The sequence below is a fragment of the Halostagnicola sp. A56 genome (assembly GCF_000691505.1).
Classification (GTDB): domain Archaea; phylum Halobacteriota; class Halobacteria; order Halobacteriales; family Natrialbaceae; genus Halostagnicola.
Genome location: NZ_JMIP02000014.1, coordinates 679961 through 696078, shown reverse-complemented (window position 1 = coordinate 696078; position 16118 = coordinate 679961). Strand labels below are relative to the sequence as shown.

General features: G+C 63.7%; 14 protein-coding genes. 5 read left to right on the top strand and 9 right to left on the bottom strand.

Features of this window, described 5'->3' with window-relative positions; all coding sequences use genetic code 11:
• Positions 1-17 precede the first annotated feature (17 nt).
• Positions 18-3278: an FAD-binding and (Fe-S)-binding domain-containing protein gene (locus tag EL22_RS05265; protein WP_050050464.1), complete on the top strand. Its 3261-nt coding sequence runs from the start codon at positions 18-20 to the stop codon at positions 3276-3278.
• 293 nt (positions 3279-3571) lie between these two features.
• On the opposite strand, the gene EL22_RS05260 is transcribed toward EL22_RS05265, so the two are convergent.
• Positions 3572-4612 (bottom strand): Lrp/AsnC family transcriptional regulator, encoded by a 1041-nt coding sequence (locus EL22_RS05260; protein WP_050050463.1) that lies wholly within the window; start codon positions 4610-4612, stop codon positions 3572-3574.
• Positions 4613-4820: 208 nt separating this feature from the next.
• Here EL22_RS05260 and EL22_RS05255 point away from each other — a divergent pair, with 208 nt between their 5' ends.
• From EL22_RS05255 to EL22_RS05245, 3 genes are all read left to right on the top strand, one after another.
• Positions 4821-5375 carry a hypothetical protein gene (locus EL22_RS05255; RefSeq protein WP_197075847.1) on the top strand — a complete coding sequence of 185 codons (555 nt, stop codon included), beginning with the start codon at positions 4821-4823 and terminating at the stop codon, positions 5373-5375.
• The gene (locus EL22_RS05250; protein ID WP_050050462.1) at positions 5347-6417 is read left to right on the top strand and encodes an anthranilate phosphoribosyltransferase; all 1071 of its coding nucleotides are present in this window, start codon (positions 5347-5349) and stop codon (positions 6415-6417) included. The genes EL22_RS05255 and EL22_RS05250 overlap by 29 nt, the downstream gene beginning before the upstream one ends.
• A 201-nt stretch (positions 6418-6618) precedes the next feature.
• Positions 6619-7380 (top strand): SDR family NAD(P)-dependent oxidoreductase, encoded by a 762-nt coding sequence (locus EL22_RS05245; RefSeq protein ID WP_050050461.1) that lies wholly within the window; start codon positions 6619-6621, stop codon positions 7378-7380.
• 39 nt (positions 7381-7419) lie between these two features.
• On the opposite strand, the gene EL22_RS05240 is transcribed toward EL22_RS05245, so the two are convergent.
• Complete coding sequence (locus EL22_RS05240) at positions 7420-8424, bottom strand: succinylglutamate desuccinylase/aspartoacylase family protein (RefSeq protein WP_050050524.1); 1005 nt, start codon at positions 8422-8424, stop codon at positions 7420-7422.
• Positions 8425-8518: 94 nt separating this feature from the next.
• Between EL22_RS05240 and EL22_RS05235 the strand changes: the two genes are divergently transcribed.
• Positions 8519-9037, top strand: coding sequence for a peptidylprolyl isomerase (locus EL22_RS05235; RefSeq protein ID WP_050050460.1), 519 nt, complete (start codon positions 8519-8521; stop codon positions 9035-9037).
• 69 nt (positions 9038-9106) lie between these two features.
• On the opposite strand, the gene EL22_RS05230 is transcribed toward EL22_RS05235, so the two are convergent.
• The 7 genes from EL22_RS05230 to EL22_RS05205 all read right to left on the bottom strand — a co-directional run bounded on the left by EL22_RS05230 (position 9107) and on the right by EL22_RS05205 (position 16075).
• A complete protein-coding gene (locus tag EL22_RS05230; RefSeq protein WP_050050459.1) occupies positions 9107-9841 on the bottom strand; it encodes a hypothetical protein in 735 nt (244 codons plus the stop codon).
• 895 nt (positions 9842-10736) lie between these two features.
• Entirely contained in the window at positions 10737-11633 is an 897-nt protein-coding gene (locus tag EL22_RS05225; RefSeq protein WP_050050458.1) for a DMT family transporter, read from the bottom strand.
• 213 nt (positions 11634-11846) lie between these two features.
• Complete coding sequence (locus EL22_RS05220; RefSeq protein WP_050050457.1) at positions 11847-12359, bottom strand: hypothetical protein; 513 nt, start codon at positions 12357-12359, stop codon at positions 11847-11849.
• Positions 12360-14048 (bottom strand): sodium/proline symporter, encoded by a 1689-nt coding sequence (locus EL22_RS05215; protein WP_050050456.1) that lies wholly within the window; start codon positions 14046-14048, stop codon positions 12360-12362.
• A complete protein-coding gene (locus EL22_RS17875) occupies positions 14038-14184 on the bottom strand; it encodes a hypothetical protein (protein WP_197075846.1) in 147 nt (48 codons plus the stop codon). The genes EL22_RS05215 and EL22_RS17875 overlap by 11 nt, the downstream gene beginning before the upstream one ends.
• A gap of 235 nt (positions 14185-14419) precedes the next feature.
• The gene (locus tag EL22_RS05210) at positions 14420-15259 is read right to left on the bottom strand and encodes a proline dehydrogenase family protein (protein WP_050050455.1); all 840 of its coding nucleotides are present in this window, start codon (positions 15257-15259) and stop codon (positions 14420-14422) included.
• Positions 15260-15346: 87 nt separating this feature from the next.
• Positions 15347-16075, bottom strand: coding sequence for a helix-turn-helix domain-containing protein (locus tag EL22_RS05205; protein WP_050050523.1), 729 nt, complete (start codon positions 16073-16075; stop codon positions 15347-15349).
• Positions 16076-16118: the final 43 nt, after the last annotated feature.

Genomic DNA, 16118 nt, shown 5'->3' with positions numbered 1-16118 from the left:
ACGCACAAGAATGTGGTATGGCCACGGAGCCGAGTGAAGATTCGGTCGTTGACGCGCGCGCTGAGAGCGACGATCCGGCCGCCGACGCGCGCGCTGATTACGACTACGCGAGCGCCGATGTCGATCGGCCGGGGTTGGTTCGGGACCTCGAGAACCTCGTCGACTGTTCGGTTCGGTTCGATTCGTACTCGCGACAGCTATACGCCACCGACGCCAGCCCCTACGAGGTGACGCCGGTCGGCGTCGTCTTCCCCGAGTCGACGGCGGACGTCGCACGCGTCGTCGAGTACTGCGCGAGACGAGAGATTCCAGTCCTTCCCCGCGGCGGCGGGACGAGCCTCGCCGGACAGACCGTCAATCGCGCGGTCGTCCTCGATTTTACCCGGCACATGAACGAGATCGTCGAGACAGACCTCGATGGGCGGACCGCGACGGTCCAGCCGGGAACCATCCTGGGGACGCTCAACGAGACCCTCGAGCCCCACGATCTGAAGTTCGCCCCCGACCCCGCCTGGGGCGACAAGAGCGCGATCGGCGGCGCGATCGGGAACAACTCGACGGGCGCCCACTCCCTGCAGTACGGCAAGACAGACGCCTACGTCGAGTCCTGCGAGGTCGTCCTCGCGGACGGCACCGTCACCCGGTTCGGTGAGGTGACTCTCGAGGAGATCGACGAGCGCAGGGATCCCGACGGCTCGCTCGAGGCGCGGATCTACGCCGAAATCGGGCGCATTCTCGAGGAGGACGCGGACGAGATTTCGGAAGCGTACCCGGACCTCAAGCGGAACGTCTCGGGGTACAACCTCGATCGGCTGGTCGCGGAAGCCCGGGGAGAGGTTCTCCCCGGGGGAGAAGACACCGGCGAAGCGGGTCTCGTCAACCTCGCGCGGGTGCTCGCCGGCAGCGAGGGCACGCTCGCGATCGTGACCGAGGCGACCGTCTCCCTCGAGCCGGTTCCCGAAACGAAGTCGGTCGCCCTGCTGTGTTATGCGGAACTCCACGACGCGATGGCAGACGTTTCGCCGATTCTCGAGCACGATCCCGCCGCCGTCGAAGTGCTCGACGACGTGTTGATCGATCTCGCTCGCGATACCGCAGAGTTCGCCCCCGTGACCGAGATGCTTCCTGAGGGAACGAACGCGACGCTGCTCGTCGAGTTCTACGCCGAGGACGACGCCGAGGGTCGGGATCGGGTCGCCGAACTGCTTGCCGACCGGTGCCCGTCGGTCACGCCCGCCGGGACGCCCGACGGCGGCGTTTCGGAGGGTGACTCGAGCACCGACGACTCGAGCGATCTGGACCCGAACAGCCGTGACTCGAGCGGTTCGGATTCGGGCGACTCCGACTCGAATACTGCGGTCTCACGCGACACGGAACCGGTCGCGATCGACGCGCTCGAGGCCTACGAGGACGCTGAGCGAGCGAAGCTCTGGAAGCTCCGAAAGTCGGGCCTTCCGATCTTGCTCTCGCGGACGACTGACGAGAAACACATCTCCTTTATCGAAGATACGGCGATACCGCCCACGCGGTTGCCCGAGTTCGTCAACCGGTTCGAGTCGATCCTCGAGTCACACGACACCTACGCGACCTTCTACGCCCACGCCGGACCGGGCGTGCTCCACGTGCGGCCGCTGATCAATACGAAGACCGATATCGGGATCGACCAGCTACGGGGTATCGCCGACGACGTGACGGACCTCGTGGTCGAACTCGGCGGCTCCGTCTCCGGCGAGCACGGGGATGGTCGCGCCCGAACCCAGTGGAACCGCAAACTCTACGGCGAGGACCTCTGGGGGACGTTCCAGGATCTCAAGACCGCCTTCGATCCCGATTGGCTCCTGAACCCCGGCCAGGTCGTCTTCCGCGATGAGAACCCGACGGACCTCCGCGAGAACCTCCGGTTCGACCCCGACTACGAGTACGACGCCGGGTTCGAGCCGACCCTCGAGTGGGACAACGACAACGGCATGCAGGGGATGGTCGAACTCTGTCACGGCTGTGGCGGCTGTCGCGGCGAGCAGTCGACGACCGGCGGGGTGATGTGTCCGACCTACCGCGCCTCACACGAGGAGATCACCAGCACCCGCGGACGGGCCAACTCCCTTCGGCAGGCAATGAGCGGGGATCTGCCGCGAGGGGAGCAGTTCTCCGACGAGTTCACGGAGGAGGTCATGGATCTGTGTATCGGCTGTAAGGGCTGTGCCATCGACTGCCCGAGCGAGGTCGACATGGCGAAGTTGAAAGCCGAAGTCACCCACGAGTACCACCAGCGAAACGGCTCGTCGCTTCGCGACCGGCTGTTCGCCAACGTCGCGAACCTCTCGCGATGGGGCAGTCGCTTCGCGCCCTTATCGAACGTCGCCCACAAGGTTCCGGGCTCGCGCTGGCTGCTCGAGAAGACGGTCGGCATCGCCGCGGATCGACCGCTTCCGACGTTCCACAGCGACACGTTCTCGGACTGGTTCGAACGCAGGGGCGGCGCGACCGTCGAGGAGGCCGACGCCGAGCGCGAGGTCGTGCTCTATCCCGATACCTACACCAACTACAACCATCCCGAGGCCGGCAAGGCGGCGGTTCGGGTGCTCGAGGCGGCGGACGTCCACGTCACAGTCCCCAACGGCGTCGGCGACACGGGCCGGCCGGCGTTCTCGAAGGGATTCCTCGAGAAGGCCCGGGAAACGGCACGGGAGAACGTCGACGCGCTCGAGTCGCATCTCGAGGACGGGCGGGATATCGTTCTCATCGAGCCCTCCGACGCGGTCATGTTGCAGTCGGACTACCTGGACCTGCTCGGCGAGGACGCTCGAGCGCTCGCCGACCGAACCTACGGCGTCTGCGAGTACGTCGATACCTTCCGGCTCGACGAGTCGATCTCGTTCCTGTCGCCGTCCGACCTCGAGCCGGGCGGCGACGATTCTGCGGCGGAGGAGGCGACCGCGGACGGCGGCGCGCTCGAGCACCTCACCTACCACGGCCACTGTCACCAGAAGGCGACGGCGAAAGACCACCACGCGGTCGGCGTCCTCCGGCGGGCGGGCTACGCCGTCGACCCGCTCGACTCCGGCTGCTGCGGGATGGCCGGCAGTTTCGGCTACGAAGCCGAACACGCCTCGATGAGCGAGGCGATCGCCGACGTGCTCTACGAGCAGGTCGACTCGAGCGCGGGCGACCGGGTCGTCGCGCCGGGTGCCTCCTGTCGGAGCCAACTCGAGGACCGCCCCGATGCCGAGGAGGAGCCGCCGACACCGATCGAGATGCTCGCGAACGCGCTCGAGTAAATCGTCCTTTCTCCGCCAGAGCTGTGATCGCCTGCCCTTCCCGTTGAGCGAACGCGATGCGTTCGCGATGGTCGGAAGAGCTTGCTCTTCCGTAGAGTCGTCCGGCTCTCGCGTTGCTCGAGCCACACTCCCGGCCGTTCACCCCGGCGCACGCTGGCGACGGTATCGAACATCGTGAGATGACGTCGCCGATCCCGTGCGAGGGACGGTGCTGAACGAAGTGAAGCGCCGAGGCTGGGGTGGCTCGAGGTATCGTGCGGGCGAAAGTGAAACGTGAGTGCAGTGATGTCCGATCAGTTCCCGACCAGCTCTTCGTACTGCGCGCCGGTTTGCTTCAGCGTCTCCGTCGAGTACAGTCGCTCGTGCTCTACGGGCAGGTACTCGCTCGCGAGTTCGTCGATCTTCGCGTCGACGGCCGCCGGATCGCGGCCGTGGATCATCGTGAACAGGTTGTAGGGCCACTCGAGCGCCGCTCGTCGCGGCCGGTGATAACAGAGCGTGACGTACGACCGGTCGCCGACGCGAACGCCGCGCTCATCGAGTTCGTCGTCGGGTACGTCCCAGACGACCATGCAGTTGGCGTCGAACCCCGTCACGACGTGGTTGACCACGCAGCCGATGCGCTTGATGCAGCCCGTCTCGAGGAGGCGCTCGATCCCGTGGAGGACCGACTCGACGTCCGCCTCGAGCTCCGCGGCGACGTCTCGGTAGGGCGTCCGCGAAAGCGGGAACCCGTTCTGGATCGCGAGCAGGAGGTCGGCCTCGAACCCCGAGAGGTCGCCGACGGCCTCCTCGCTGATCCGGGTCGCCGAGGCGTCGGTCCCGCCCTCGAGCGATTCGCGCGCGAACCGATCCGCGTTGACCACGGGGAACTCGAGATCGATGTAGTAGTCGGTCAGCATCGGGAGGTTCAGGACCGTACAGCCGGTTCGAGCCTCGATGTCCGCCAGAATCTCGTCGCGGGCCGCTCGAGAGCCGGCGGTGACGACGAACCACATGTTCCACTCGTGGTCGCGGGCGTAGTTGTGGTTGACCTGCCGGTAGCCGTTGATCACCTCGGCGATTTCGTCGAATCGCTCGTCGGGGGCTCGAACGGCCGCCAGCGTCGACGAGCCGATCACCGGCGGGTTGAGCACGGGACCGAATCGGCGGAAGATGCCGGCCTCGTGGAGACACCGAACCCGCTCGAGGGCGTCCGACTCGCCGATTCCGAGCTCCTCGCCGAGGCTTCGAAACGGCCGTTCGGTGACCGGAAAACCGCTCTGGTAGCCGTCGATGATCGCGGCGTCGGCGTCGTCGACCGCCTCGCGCCAGTCCCTCGAGAGGGTACTCATTGATTCGCCTAGGGACGAGCGCAAGGTAGTGGTTTCGGATCGTTTCCGGACCGCGTGGCGGGAGTAGAACCAACTCGAGCCAATCACCGGCCGAAACTGGAGAGCCCGCGTCGGAATCGTGAAATCGCCATCTACCGGTGAGATTTCGGTCCGGACCCTACTAGCGTAGCCATCTTGGTTAGGATATTCTCGCCGAGAGGTATTATCGATGTCACAGACACAACAGGGGTCGACCGACGAACGCGGTTCGGACAGCCAGTGGAGCCTCTACGTGGAAGACGGCGTTCTTGTCGCGGAGTTTCCCGAGGGGATGCCCTCCGAGCGGTCGGAGTACGAGAAGGTAAACCGCCGATTCGAGGAACTGGCCGCACAACCGCACGTCCACGCTCATCTCTCGTGGCTGAAGATGGACTCGGCGTTGAACGCGGATGTCTTCGAGAAGGCCCAGGAGGCGGCGAAAGCGGGCCTCGAATACGACATTACAAAGTGGGTGATGGTTTCGGAGGGAATCAAGCACATGGCCCTACGGAGCAAGATAAACGATATTCCGGACGTGGAGACGAACACGGCGAACACGTACGAAGCGGGGATGGAGGGGCTCGGCGCTGATCCGCGCTTCTCGACAGACTGTGCTCGATCCACGCACCGCATTCGAACCAATCCTCGCTCGAGCGTACGTATCAGCCGGTCACCGGAAGCGGGAGGCTTTTGCGCCGTCCGTCCGAACCATGGACATGGCTCAGACAACTCGAGAGTTCGGTGAGTGGCCGTTGAAACGGCTGATGACCGAGGTCGTCGGCACCGGCACGAAATCGTCCGAAGACATGTCTCGCGAGCAGGCCCGCGAGGCGTTCGAACGCATTCTGGCCGGCGAACCGGATCCGACGACCCTCGGCGCGTTCTGGCTCGCAAACCGGTGGAAGCACAACAACGCCGAGGAGCTCTCGGCATTTACCGACGTGATGCTAGAGGAGGGTGTCGTGAGCGCGGAACCCGACTGCGACCCCGTCGATTGCGGCGCGAACTACGACGGCAAGCACACCTCGGCGATCCTCGGCGTCGGTGCCGGCGTCGTCGCGGCCGCCGCGGGAACCCCCGTCGTCGTCCACTCCGGCGACCGCGTGCCGACCCAGAAGGAGACCGCGTACAAACACGTCCTCGACGAACTCGGCGTCCGAACCGAACTCGAGCCAGCGGAAAGCGCCGACATGGTCGACGAAACCGGCTTCGGCTTCTACTACCAGCCCGAGTTCAATCCGCCGGTCGACTCGCTGTACGATCGGCGCGATCAGATGGGCGTCAGGACGTTCGTCAACACAATCGAGACAGTCGCCAATCCGGCCAACGCGGACGTTCACCTCGGCTCGTTCTACCACCTCGCGTTCGCGAAGAAGATGACCGACCTGATCAAAGGCAGTGAGCACCTCGAGTACTCGCGCGTGATCATGTTCCAGGGGATGGAAGGTTACGACGACATTCGTCCCGGCTACACGAAGGTCGCAGAGTGGGACGAGGCCGACGGCACGTTCGAGGACTTCGAGATCGAAACCGCCGAGTACGGCATGGAGATGGAGGGCGACGACCTCGCGGTCGAAGACGTGCAGGTCGACTCTGCGCGGCTCACCGAGGAGGTGCTCGCCGGCGAGCGCGACGATCACTTTGCCGACGCCATCGCCTTGAACGGCGCGTTCCGGATCTACGCCCGCGGCGACGTCGACTCGCTCGAGGACGGTCTCGAGGCCGCTCGAGCGGCGATCTCCGACGGCAGCGCGCAGGCGGTGCTCGAGGATCTCCAGTCGTTCTGAATTCGGAACTGCACGTATTCTCCCCGCCTTCTCCAGCGGATTGAGGCATCTGAAGCACCGCGGCTTCGAATCGCTGATTCGGTTCGTGTCTCGAGCGGGCTCTTACCATCGTTCATTAACATCTGGTGCGCAGCGAACATCACTCACTCACGAGCGTGAAACTATGAACGAATTTATGTGCCGTCCGATCGATACGGAACCATGCGACTCGAGAACAAGACAGTTGTTGTCACGGGTGCGGCAGCGGGAATCGGGCGCGCGACCGCCAAGCGCTGTGCCGAGGAGGGCGCACGCGTCGTCGTGACTGATATCGACTCGAGCGGCGGCGAGGAGGTCGTCGCGGCGATCGAAGGGGCCGGCGGCGAAGCCGGGTTTTCCGAACTCGACGTTACCGACAGCGACCAGTTTCATGCGGTGATCGATGCGGTCGCCGCGGAGGACGGCCTCGACGTGCTGGTCAACAACGCCGGCACGGGCCATCCATCGTCGCGAATGGAAGCGACCGACGAGTCACTTCGGGACTTCGTGCTGGATGTCAACGTCAACGGCGTCTGGAACGGCTGTCACGCCGCGTTGCCCCACCTCAAAGAACAGGGTCACGGAGCCATCGTCAACGTGGGCTCGCTCGCGAGCATCCTCGGTCTCCCGAAACAGGCCGCCTACTCGCTGAGCAAGGGCGCGGTGTTGAACTTCACTCGAGCGATCGCCGCCGAGGCGGGTCCCCACGGCGTTCGGGCGAACACGGTCTGTCCGGGCTTTACGAACACGCAACTGGTCGAGCAGTACCTCGAGGGCCAGGGCGATCCGGAGCAAGCTCGCGAGGAGATGGAGGTCCAATATCCGCTCAAGCGGTTGGCCGAACCGGAGGAGGTGGCGGACGCGATTCTCTTTCTCGCGAGCGACGAAGCGTCGTTCGTCAGCGGTCACGGGCTGGTCGTCGACGGCGGGTTTTCGACCTGTTGAGCGGCGTGGCTCCGCTCCCGGTTTTGCTCTCAGCCGACCTCACTCGAGCGCGTGGTCTTCCTCCCGAATCGCGACGCTCGCGAGTTTGCTCCCCGCGGTCACCGTCGCTTCTCGTGTGAGCGTATAGAGGATCCCCTCGCGGTCGGTCACCGGGCGCTCGAGGACCTCGTAGGTGGCCGGCTGGTAGATCGTCCCGAGATCGACGCCCGTCGAAATCGACTGACCGAGTTCGAGGTCGGGATTCGGTCGAAACAGTCCCGATTCCTCGGCGGTGACCTGCCCGAGGTGATTCCGCGCGACGATCGGCGCGTCGACCCGATTCTGATCGCGTTCGCGGGCGAACTCCCGCGGCAGCATCTCGAGGTGAGCGAGGACGCTCGTCAATCCCACCACGCCGTCTTCGACGACGCTCTCGAGAATCTGCTTGCTGTGTGCGAGCTCGGGCGTTATCGACGGAATTCCCTCCTGCGTGGCCGCGACCCGAAGCTTGCCGGCGAACCCGCGTCGGTGCCACTCGTCGGGTGCGTCCTCCGCTGCCTCTTCGGCGAGCAGGAGGTCGGTACCGAACGCCCGCGCCAGCTCGGCGGAGGGCTCGTCGGCCTCGAGATAGACGACGTGGGGGAGCATGTCCGGGCTCCCCGTGTGCAAGTCGACGACGGCGTCCGCGTCTTCGATGTGCTCCCAGAGGCGGGCGGCCATGCGCTGGTGGAGGCTCCCGCTCTCGTCGCCGGGCCAGACGCGATTCATGTTGTCGTTGACGCTGTCGATCGAGTCGGGCGCGGTGTAGGAGACCCGATCGAAGGTCAGCGGGTTCGCGACCGGAACCGCGACGACCGTTCCCGAGAGCGACTCGAGCGGGAGGCGGTCGTGGAATCGCCGCAGGACTGCCGTCCCGTTGATCTCACGGCCGTGTTGGGCCGCCTGCACGTAGAGCGTCGGTCCCGAGTCCCCGCCGCGATACGTGTGGACCGTGGTCGTCAGTTCCACGCCCGAGGGCAGGCGGGCGAGCGTCACCTGCTCGGCAGTGTGCGTGCCGTCACTCATACGAAGCCGTTTCACGGCCAGCAGTATGTAGCTGCGGTCGCCGAATCCGATGGAGACCACTACCGTTTTCACTCGGCCGCCCGTCTCGAGTGATATGGGAGACGTTACTGCGACGCTGCACACGAACCGTGGCGACATCGACGTCGAACTGTACGACGACCGCGCGCCGCGGACCGTCGACAACTTCGTCGGGCTGGCGACAGGCGCCAAGACCTGGGAAGACCCCGAGACGGGCGAGGAGGTCGAGGGCGAGCCGCTGTACGACGACGTGGCCTTCCACCGGATCATCGAGGACTTCATGATCCAGGGCGGCGACCCGACCGAAACCGGTCGCGGCGGCCCCGGCTACCAGTTCGACGACGAGTTCCACGACGACCTGCGCCACGACGACGAGGGCATCCTGAGTATGGCCAACTCCGGCCCCGACACCAACGGGTCGCAGTTCTTCATCACCCTCGCTCCACAGCCCCACCTCGACGACCGCCACGCAGTCTTCGGAAAAGTCACCGACGGCATGGATGTCGTCCACGAACTCGGAGACGTCGACACGAACGCGAACGACCAGCCGAAAGACGACGTCGTCCTCGAGTCGGTTTCGGTCGACTACGAGTAAGGTACTCCGACTGCGGCCGAGTCCGAAACAATTTTTCACGAGTTACCCGCGTTCGTCCGGTATGGTTACCTACCAGCCGTCGGTAATCGTAACGATGCCTTCCCCGGTGGCGACGTTGACCCGCGTCTCCGGGTCGACGGTTAGACTGGTCAGCCCCGACTCGAGTTCGTCGGGTCGCTCGAACCGGGCAACACCCGTTCGGTACGTATAGTCCGTCGTCGTCAGGCACGGACGGCGGTAGCAGCCGAACGCGTGGATGCCATCGTCGGTCTCCTCGATCCGCTTTATGTACGGCGTTTCGGCGCTCGAGCCCCAGCCGGTCTGGACGATCAGAACCGCCTGCTCCGCGAAATCGGTCCGTTTGAGCAACGCCGTCGCCGGGGTGGTGGTTTCGAGGTCGACGCGCTCGAGGTCGGTCTCGTCGGTGAGCAGCGCCGTAAACAATTGCGGATTTCCGTCGCCGCCATCGCCGCTCCCGAGGCCGCCGTCGATCGATATCGATCGGCTCGTCGCCTCGTACTCGAACTCGAGTGACGGCGCGGCGGGCATCTCGTCGCAGAGATAGAGCGGGTCGCGTTCGTTGTCCGACCCGAACCCGCAGTCTTCCGCCTCGATTTCGTACGGTGGCGTGTCGATTCGGTCGAAATCGTCCGTAGGCCATCCATCGACGCTTCCGTCGGAACTCGTTGGGTTGCGGTCTCGTGAACGCGACCTCCGCCTGTCGCCTGCCACCTGTCCGGTGGCGAATACGGTCGCGAGCGATCCACCTGCGGCCAGTAGCGCCTTTCGTCGAGTATACTCCATGGGCAAGTGACTTTCCAACGGCGTATAATAAAAATCTTTTCTAGGATAAAAATATGTAGGTAATTGGTGGATGTAATAAGTCATAAGAGAGGATTGATAACGCCGTGTGGATTTCCAACAGGGAATCCACACTTCCCCCGAACTTGTCGGGTCGCTCACCAGATGAGGAGACGGCAGTCGGTTCGCTCGAGGCGTGTGACATCGGTTGTGTCGACGGCGTTACGTTCCGCGCGATCGGCTCGACTCGAGCTATTGACCGGCGCACGTTATGGGGATTTGAATATGATAGTACTTGTATGTATACACCATCTAGTCAATACTCATATGGTTAATTGCGGTCGCCACGACGTTCGCAGCCCCCTATCCCACTGGAACGGCGATCGGTTCGGGCTGGGTTGCTCGAGAGCCGTACCTCCTCGCCGGAAGATCGTGACTCGCGCAAACGGTGATGGAGTGTCGTAACGCGGTTAGTCGCAGAAGGACGACGCCTCGAATCGTTTGTCGGAGCAACCTCCGGTGATCGCTCGTCGTTCCCGACCGGCCGCGACACCGCGATATGAGGGCCCCGAAGCGTTTCCGTACTCGTAGTGAGCGGATCGACGGATGAAGCGAGCTCTCGAGCTGTGAGTCGCCGTACTCGGTCGCCGCGATTCGATATCATTTAACCGATGTATGCCTGTAATAGTACGAAAGCAATCATGAACTTATTTTTGATATATTTGGCAGGCGATCCGAATAGGTGGAATCGGTAACCGGGGTCGACCGAGAGAAGCTACCGGGCTGAGAGGCCGAAACGCGACGGCGAGCGTCGAGCGTCGGGGACTACGGCTGCCGTTCGCGAGTTGACCTTCGGCGATCGGATCGATCGCTCGTGAGGGAGACGAGGTCGGTGCGATCACGAGGCGGTAGTCACGACGTACACGCCGAGCGCCATGAGTAGTCCACCGATGAAGAATTCAGTGCCGATCGATTCGCCCAGTACCACGGCACCGAGTGCCGCACCGACGATCGGTTGGGCGAAAAAGAACACCGCAACCGTTCCCGCGTCGGTGACTTCCATCCCCTTGTACCAACAGTACCAGGCGACGGCGGTACTCAGCACCCCCAGATAGAGGACGGCTGCCACGAGCGGTCCGGTTACCGAAACCGATCGTATCGTCGCGTCCGTAAACCGGAGTTCGACCGGTACCAGTATCGCTAGCAGCGGAACTGCGAGCACCGTCGAGTACGTCGCGGTCTCGAGGGCCGAATACCGACGAATCAGCGGCTTTCCACACACCGTGTAGGCCGCCCATCCGGCGCTCGCGATGACGAGAAAGCCGATCCCCGCTGCGCTTTCCGCCCCGATCGTCGCTAGTTCGTACTGACCGGCGAGGACGAAAACCGTACCTCCGATCGCGAGAGCCGTGCCGGCGAGTTTGCGAGGCGTGAGTTCTTCCCCGAGAAGGGCGACGCCGAGACCCAGCGTGAAGACGGGCGTGAGGACGGTTATGAGTGATCCCTCGCTCGCCGTCGTCAGGTCTGTTCCGGCGAACTGCGTCCCCATCGTGACCGCGACCCAGACGCCGAGGACGGCGAATCCCCGCCAGTCCCTGCGAGTAAACGACCGTCGGGGGTACGCGACGCGAACCAGTCCGAGAAGGACGGTCGCGCCGATAAAAACCCGTAGAAACGCCAGCGTTACCGGAGGAATCGACTGAAAGCCCCATTTACTGACGACGTACATTCCACCCCAGAGAATCGCTGCGAACGACGGCACGAAGAGAACGATTTCCGAGCGAGGATCGTCCATAGTGGCGAACGCGGACACACCGAAAAGAGCGTAACGGAACTCGCTTCTCGAGTGGTGCTTTTCGCCGTCTCGGGACAGACGCCTGTACGATCGGATCCGGGGTTGGAGATCCCGCGTCGATATACGGAGCGGAACCGGCCAACGAATCCGGATCGACGAGCAGTCTCGAGACGAGCGATCACGCAGGGAGGCGACCAAGTGGAGGGTTTCGCCTCAGTCCGTTAGCGGCATCTCCGTACCGCGGACGCTATCGACGATGACGTCCCCGTCGGGTCGGGACGCGATCCAGAACAGTTTGTGGGCGTCGACCGACCGTTCGAAGGTCAGTTCCGGGGCGGAGCCGACGGCGACTTTCCGGAGGGTCCACGTGAACACCGCGTCTTCGGCCTTGTCTCGGACTTGCACGTCGGAGAGTTCGGACGGGAGGACGAGCACGTCGTCGACGGTTTCCGTAACGGTCTCAGGAAACACGTCAGCCCGAACGGCGAGCCGACGAGAGCGGTCGACGCTGACGACGTACTCGATGTCGCGCGCCGAAATCAGTGGCCGTTCGATCGTCGCAACAGCGTCGTAGATCCGGTATGGGTACGCGACGGCACCGACGCGACCACTCGAGTCGACGTCCTCGCGCGTCACCATCGGCTCGATGACGGTGAGGGCCGCGCGTTCGCGCCGCTGGCCCGTGATGGTCGCGGGCTCGACAGACTGCCGACGCGCGTCGCTCATTTACTCGTCACCCTCGTCCCAGTACTCGCTGCCCCTCACGTGTGCGCGAATGGTATCGGTTTCCGTGACGGCCTTGGGATCGATGTCGCGGCCGCCGTCGGTCACGTAGTCAGGGGTACCGGTCGGACCGTCGGCGCTCGAAAGAGCCGAGAGCGGTTTGTTGAAGGAATCGAAATGATCGTCGATATCCTCCGGCGGCGTCGTCAAAAGCGAGACGACGATGAGCGTCGCCGTCGAGAGGATGAACGCGGGGAAGAGCCCGTAGACCCCGATCAGTCCCGTGAGGAACGCCGACCCCTCGACGGACCCCATGAGCCCGGCCAGTTCGAGGACGGTCGACAGTTGTGTCCAGAGGATCATCGTCGTCGTGCCGACGATCATGCTCGCGACGGATCCCGTCGCGGTGACCCGTTTCCACCACACGGCCGCGATGAGCGTCGGTCCGATGGCCGCACCGAGGCCGCCCCACGCGTAGTCGAGGACGAGCGTGTAGATCGGCGTGTTCTGTGCGAGGAAAGCGAACGCGACGCTCGCCGCTCCGAGCCCAAGCGTGACGTACTGGGAGTAGCGAACGAGCGTCTCCTGACTCGCGTCCGGATTGACGTACCCGTGGTAGACATCCTCGACGATAGCGCTCGTGGCGACGAGCAGCTGTGAGTCCGCACTGGACATCATCGCGGCGAGCGCGGCCGCCAGGATGATTCCCGCGATCGCACCGGGGAAGAACTCGAGCGTGAGCAGCGGCATGACGTTGTTCGGGTCCTCGATGCCGCCCTGACCGAAGGCGACCAGCGCGTACAATCCGACGAAGCCGGCGCCGATGTAGGCGATGAACATGAACAGCTGGGCGACGAGGGCGGCGAGACGGATGTTCTTGACCTCGTCGATTCCCATGAACCGGACCATCACGTGTGGGTTCCCGGGGATACCGAGCCCGATGGCCGCGTAACTGATAATACCGAAGATGGCCGCCCAGCCAGTCATGCCGGCCGTGACGCTCGTGTAGGAACTCCCGACGGAGGCGAGTTCGCCGAACGGGAGCCCGTAGTTGGTAAACGCGATGATCGGCAGGATGATGAACGCGGCGAGGATGATCGCGCCCTGTACGTAGTCGGACCACGCAACGGCGAAGTAGCCGCCGAGCATGGTGTAACCGACGACGATGACGCCGCCGACGAGGATCCCGACCACCGAGGAGACGCCGGTGAGAACCTCGAGCAGCGTCCCGGCGGCGACGATCTGTGCGCCCACGTATCCTCCCTCGAAGATCATTAGGACGATCGCAGAGACGCCTTTGACGTACCCGGTATCGTCCTGCAGCCGCGTCTCGAAAAAGGTCGGCAGCGTGACCGCCTTCACGATCTCCGTGTACTTCCGGAGACGCTTTGCGATCCCGGCCCACGCGAATAGGTCGGCGGGGATCATCCCGAGCCCGTTGTAGAAGGCCATCACACCGGTTCCGAACGCGTCGCTCGGAACGCCAAGCGTGAGCCACCCGCTCATCTCGGAGGCGCGTTCGGAGAACCCCGTGACGACCGGGCCGATGCTTCGTCCGCCGATGACGTAGTCGTCGACCGAGTCCATGAGTCGGGAGGAGTAGAGTCCGATCCCGAGGAGGACGAGGAGATACACCGCGAACGTCCCGAGAACCCAGATCCCGGCCGAGCCGGCGAGTCCCTCACTGACCATGGTTCGTTTCCTCGTAGCGGTTGCGTATCTTCTTTTCCCGTTTCCCTTCCCACACGTAGTATACGCCGAGCATCACGAGATACATGGCGAAGGGTCCGAATAACCAGACTAATTCGACCGATCCACTCTCAGGCATACAGGTGTGTGCTTACCACCCACACATAAACGTACCGAATTTGCCCCTTTTTTGGTGGCGAATTAGTCGTCTCGAGGAGAGCGCTGTTGCTGTCGTCCCGCAGTGAGATCGTTTCCAGCGGTCGATCGCGGGGCATTACGAGGTGCTTCCGTCGAGTCGAGAAACTCTCGGGAAGCGTGTCTCGAGTCGGAACCGACAAACGCGTCTCGCGCGCGATAGAGCAAAACCGGGTCAGTCAGACGCCGACGACGGCCCGAAGCGCGAACAAGGCGTTTTCCTTTCGCTCGCGGATCCGACGGTAGAAGTACTGCATCCACTTGTCGCCGTAGGGAATGTACTGATTGACCTCGTAGCCCTTCGTGGCGAGGTCTCGCTGGGCGTCCTCGCGAACGCCCATGAGCATCTGGATCTCGAAGGGGGTGTCGTGCTCCTTGTGAAGGTCGATCGCAGTCTCGAGCATCGTCAGATCGTGGCTTCCGACCGCGATACCCTGATCGAACTCCCGGAACAGGAACTCGAGATGCTCGATATACGCCTCGTTGACGGCTTCTTTCTGCTTGTAGGCGACCGAGGACGGCTCGTCGTAGGCTCCTTTAACCAGTCGGACCGCCGCGGGAACGTCGGCGAGGCGGCGCAGGTCGTCGCCCGTGCGTTTGAGGTTCGCCTGAATGGCGACGCCAACGCCGTGGGGATGGTCCTGGGCCGTCGATTCGACGGCGTCTAAGGTCGTGTCAGTCGTCGTGTGATCTTCCATATCACACCAGACGAAGATGTCTTCGTCGGCCGCGACATCGACGATCCGTTCGAAGTTCTCCGTGAAGACCTCGGGGCCGACGTCGATCCCGATCTGGGACGGTTTGACCGAGACGGACCCGTTCAGGCCGCGAGAAGCCAGTTCGGAAACGAGACGGCAGTACTCGTCTGCGTCCGCGTCCGCGGGCTCGCGGTCGTGATAGTGTTCACCGAGGAGGTTGACGATGCCACCCATCCCCGACTCGTTACAGTCGGAGACGTGATTCAGCGTGCCGGACACGGTCGTTCCGGCGACGAATCGGCTCGCGATCGGGGGGATCATATCGTGTCGGTGGCACGCAACCCCCCTAAATCGATACCCGACCAAAATATTCAGTAGGGAGGGGCAGGAATTAATGTTGGGGGCCGATCAGGGCTCGTCCGGGTTGAGCAGTTTCGCTTCGGCTTTCCGGAGGTGCTCGAGCAGCGTCGTTTTCGAGACGCCAAGTTCGTCAGCGAGTTCGCGCGTGTCGATCTCGCGCGGCCACGCGTAGTAGTTGTGCTCGCAGGCGAGTTCGAACGCGTCCCGTTGGCGGGGCGTCAGCCGATCGAGTCGGTCCGGCGTTCCCGACGAGTCGCCCGCCGGCGAGGCGATTTTGCTGATCGAGATCTCGGCATCGGTCTCGGCTCGGATGCTCTCGAGTCGGCTCTGAATCTCGGGGCGACCGCCGGCGACGAAGACCGGCCAGTGCTCGAGCCCGCGTTCGACGCGCACCGACGCGTCGTGAATGAAGCCGTGAGAGACGAGCGTGTCACTGATACTGTGTTCCGGCTCGTACTCGACGAAGAGTTCGCGGGTCGCGTTTCCGGGATCCGGTGCCCCGCTGGTTGGTCGCTGGCCGAGTTCGACCGTCGAGTGTGTCAGTGGCGACTCGTTCGCGAATTCGACGAACTCGTCGAGTTGCGCCGTCGTGTCCGCGTAGACGGTGAAGTGGCCCTTGACCGTTTCCTCGACGGTTCGGTGGACGGTGTGGACGAGCAGTCCAGCATCGACCGCCTCGGTCGCCTGTAACCCCCAGCAGTCGGGATGCCAAATCTCGAGCGCGAGTCGCGTACCGTCTGTCCCCGTCGTCGTCGCTGTAGAACTCGTGCTGCTCATGTGTCGGTTCTGTTCGTCCGTTTCGGTGTGAGCAACATAAACA

Coding starts and splice junctions, on each gene's coding strand:
- EL22_RS05265 (WP_050050464.1), top strand. CDS start 18: ATGGCCACGGAGCCGAGTGAAGATTCGGTCGTTGACGCGCGCGCTGAG.
- EL22_RS05260 (WP_050050463.1), bottom strand. CDS start 4,612: ATGAGTACCCTCTCGAGGGACTGGCGCGAGGCGGTCGACGACGCCGAC.
- EL22_RS05255 (WP_197075847.1), top strand. CDS start 4,821: ATGTCACAGACACAACAGGGGTCGACCGACGAACGCGGTTCGGACAGC.
- EL22_RS05250 (WP_050050462.1), top strand. CDS start 5,347: ATGGCTCAGACAACTCGAGAGTTCGGTGAGTGGCCGTTGAAACGGCTG.
- EL22_RS05245 (WP_050050461.1), top strand. CDS start 6,619: ATGCGACTCGAGAACAAGACAGTTGTTGTCACGGGTGCGGCAGCGGGA.
- EL22_RS05240 (WP_050050524.1), bottom strand. CDS start 8,424: ATGAGTGACGGCACGCACACTGCCGAGCAGGTGACGCTCGCCCGCCTG.
- EL22_RS05235 (WP_050050460.1), top strand. CDS start 8,519: ATGGGAGACGTTACTGCGACGCTGCACACGAACCGTGGCGACATCGAC.
- EL22_RS05230 (WP_050050459.1), bottom strand. CDS start 9,841: ATGGAGTATACTCGACGAAAGGCGCTACTGGCCGCAGGTGGATCGCTC.
- EL22_RS05225 (WP_050050458.1), bottom strand. CDS start 11,633: ATGGACGATCCTCGCTCGGAAATCGTTCTCTTCGTGCCGTCGTTCGCA.
- EL22_RS05220 (WP_050050457.1), bottom strand. CDS start 12,359: ATGAGCGACGCGCGTCGGCAGTCTGTCGAGCCCGCGACCATCACGGGC.
- EL22_RS05215 (WP_050050456.1), bottom strand. CDS start 14,048: ATGGTCAGTGAGGGACTCGCCGGCTCGGCCGGGATCTGGGTTCTCGGG.
- EL22_RS17875 (WP_197075846.1), bottom strand. CDS start 14,184: ATGCCTGAGAGTGGATCGGTCGAATTAGTCTGGTTATTCGGACCCTTC.
- EL22_RS05210 (WP_050050455.1), bottom strand. CDS start 15,259: ATGATCCCCCCGATCGCGAGCCGATTCGTCGCCGGAACGACCGTGTCC.
- EL22_RS05205 (WP_050050523.1), bottom strand. CDS start 16,075: ATGAGCAGCACGAGTTCTACAGCGACGACGACGGGGACAGACGGTACG.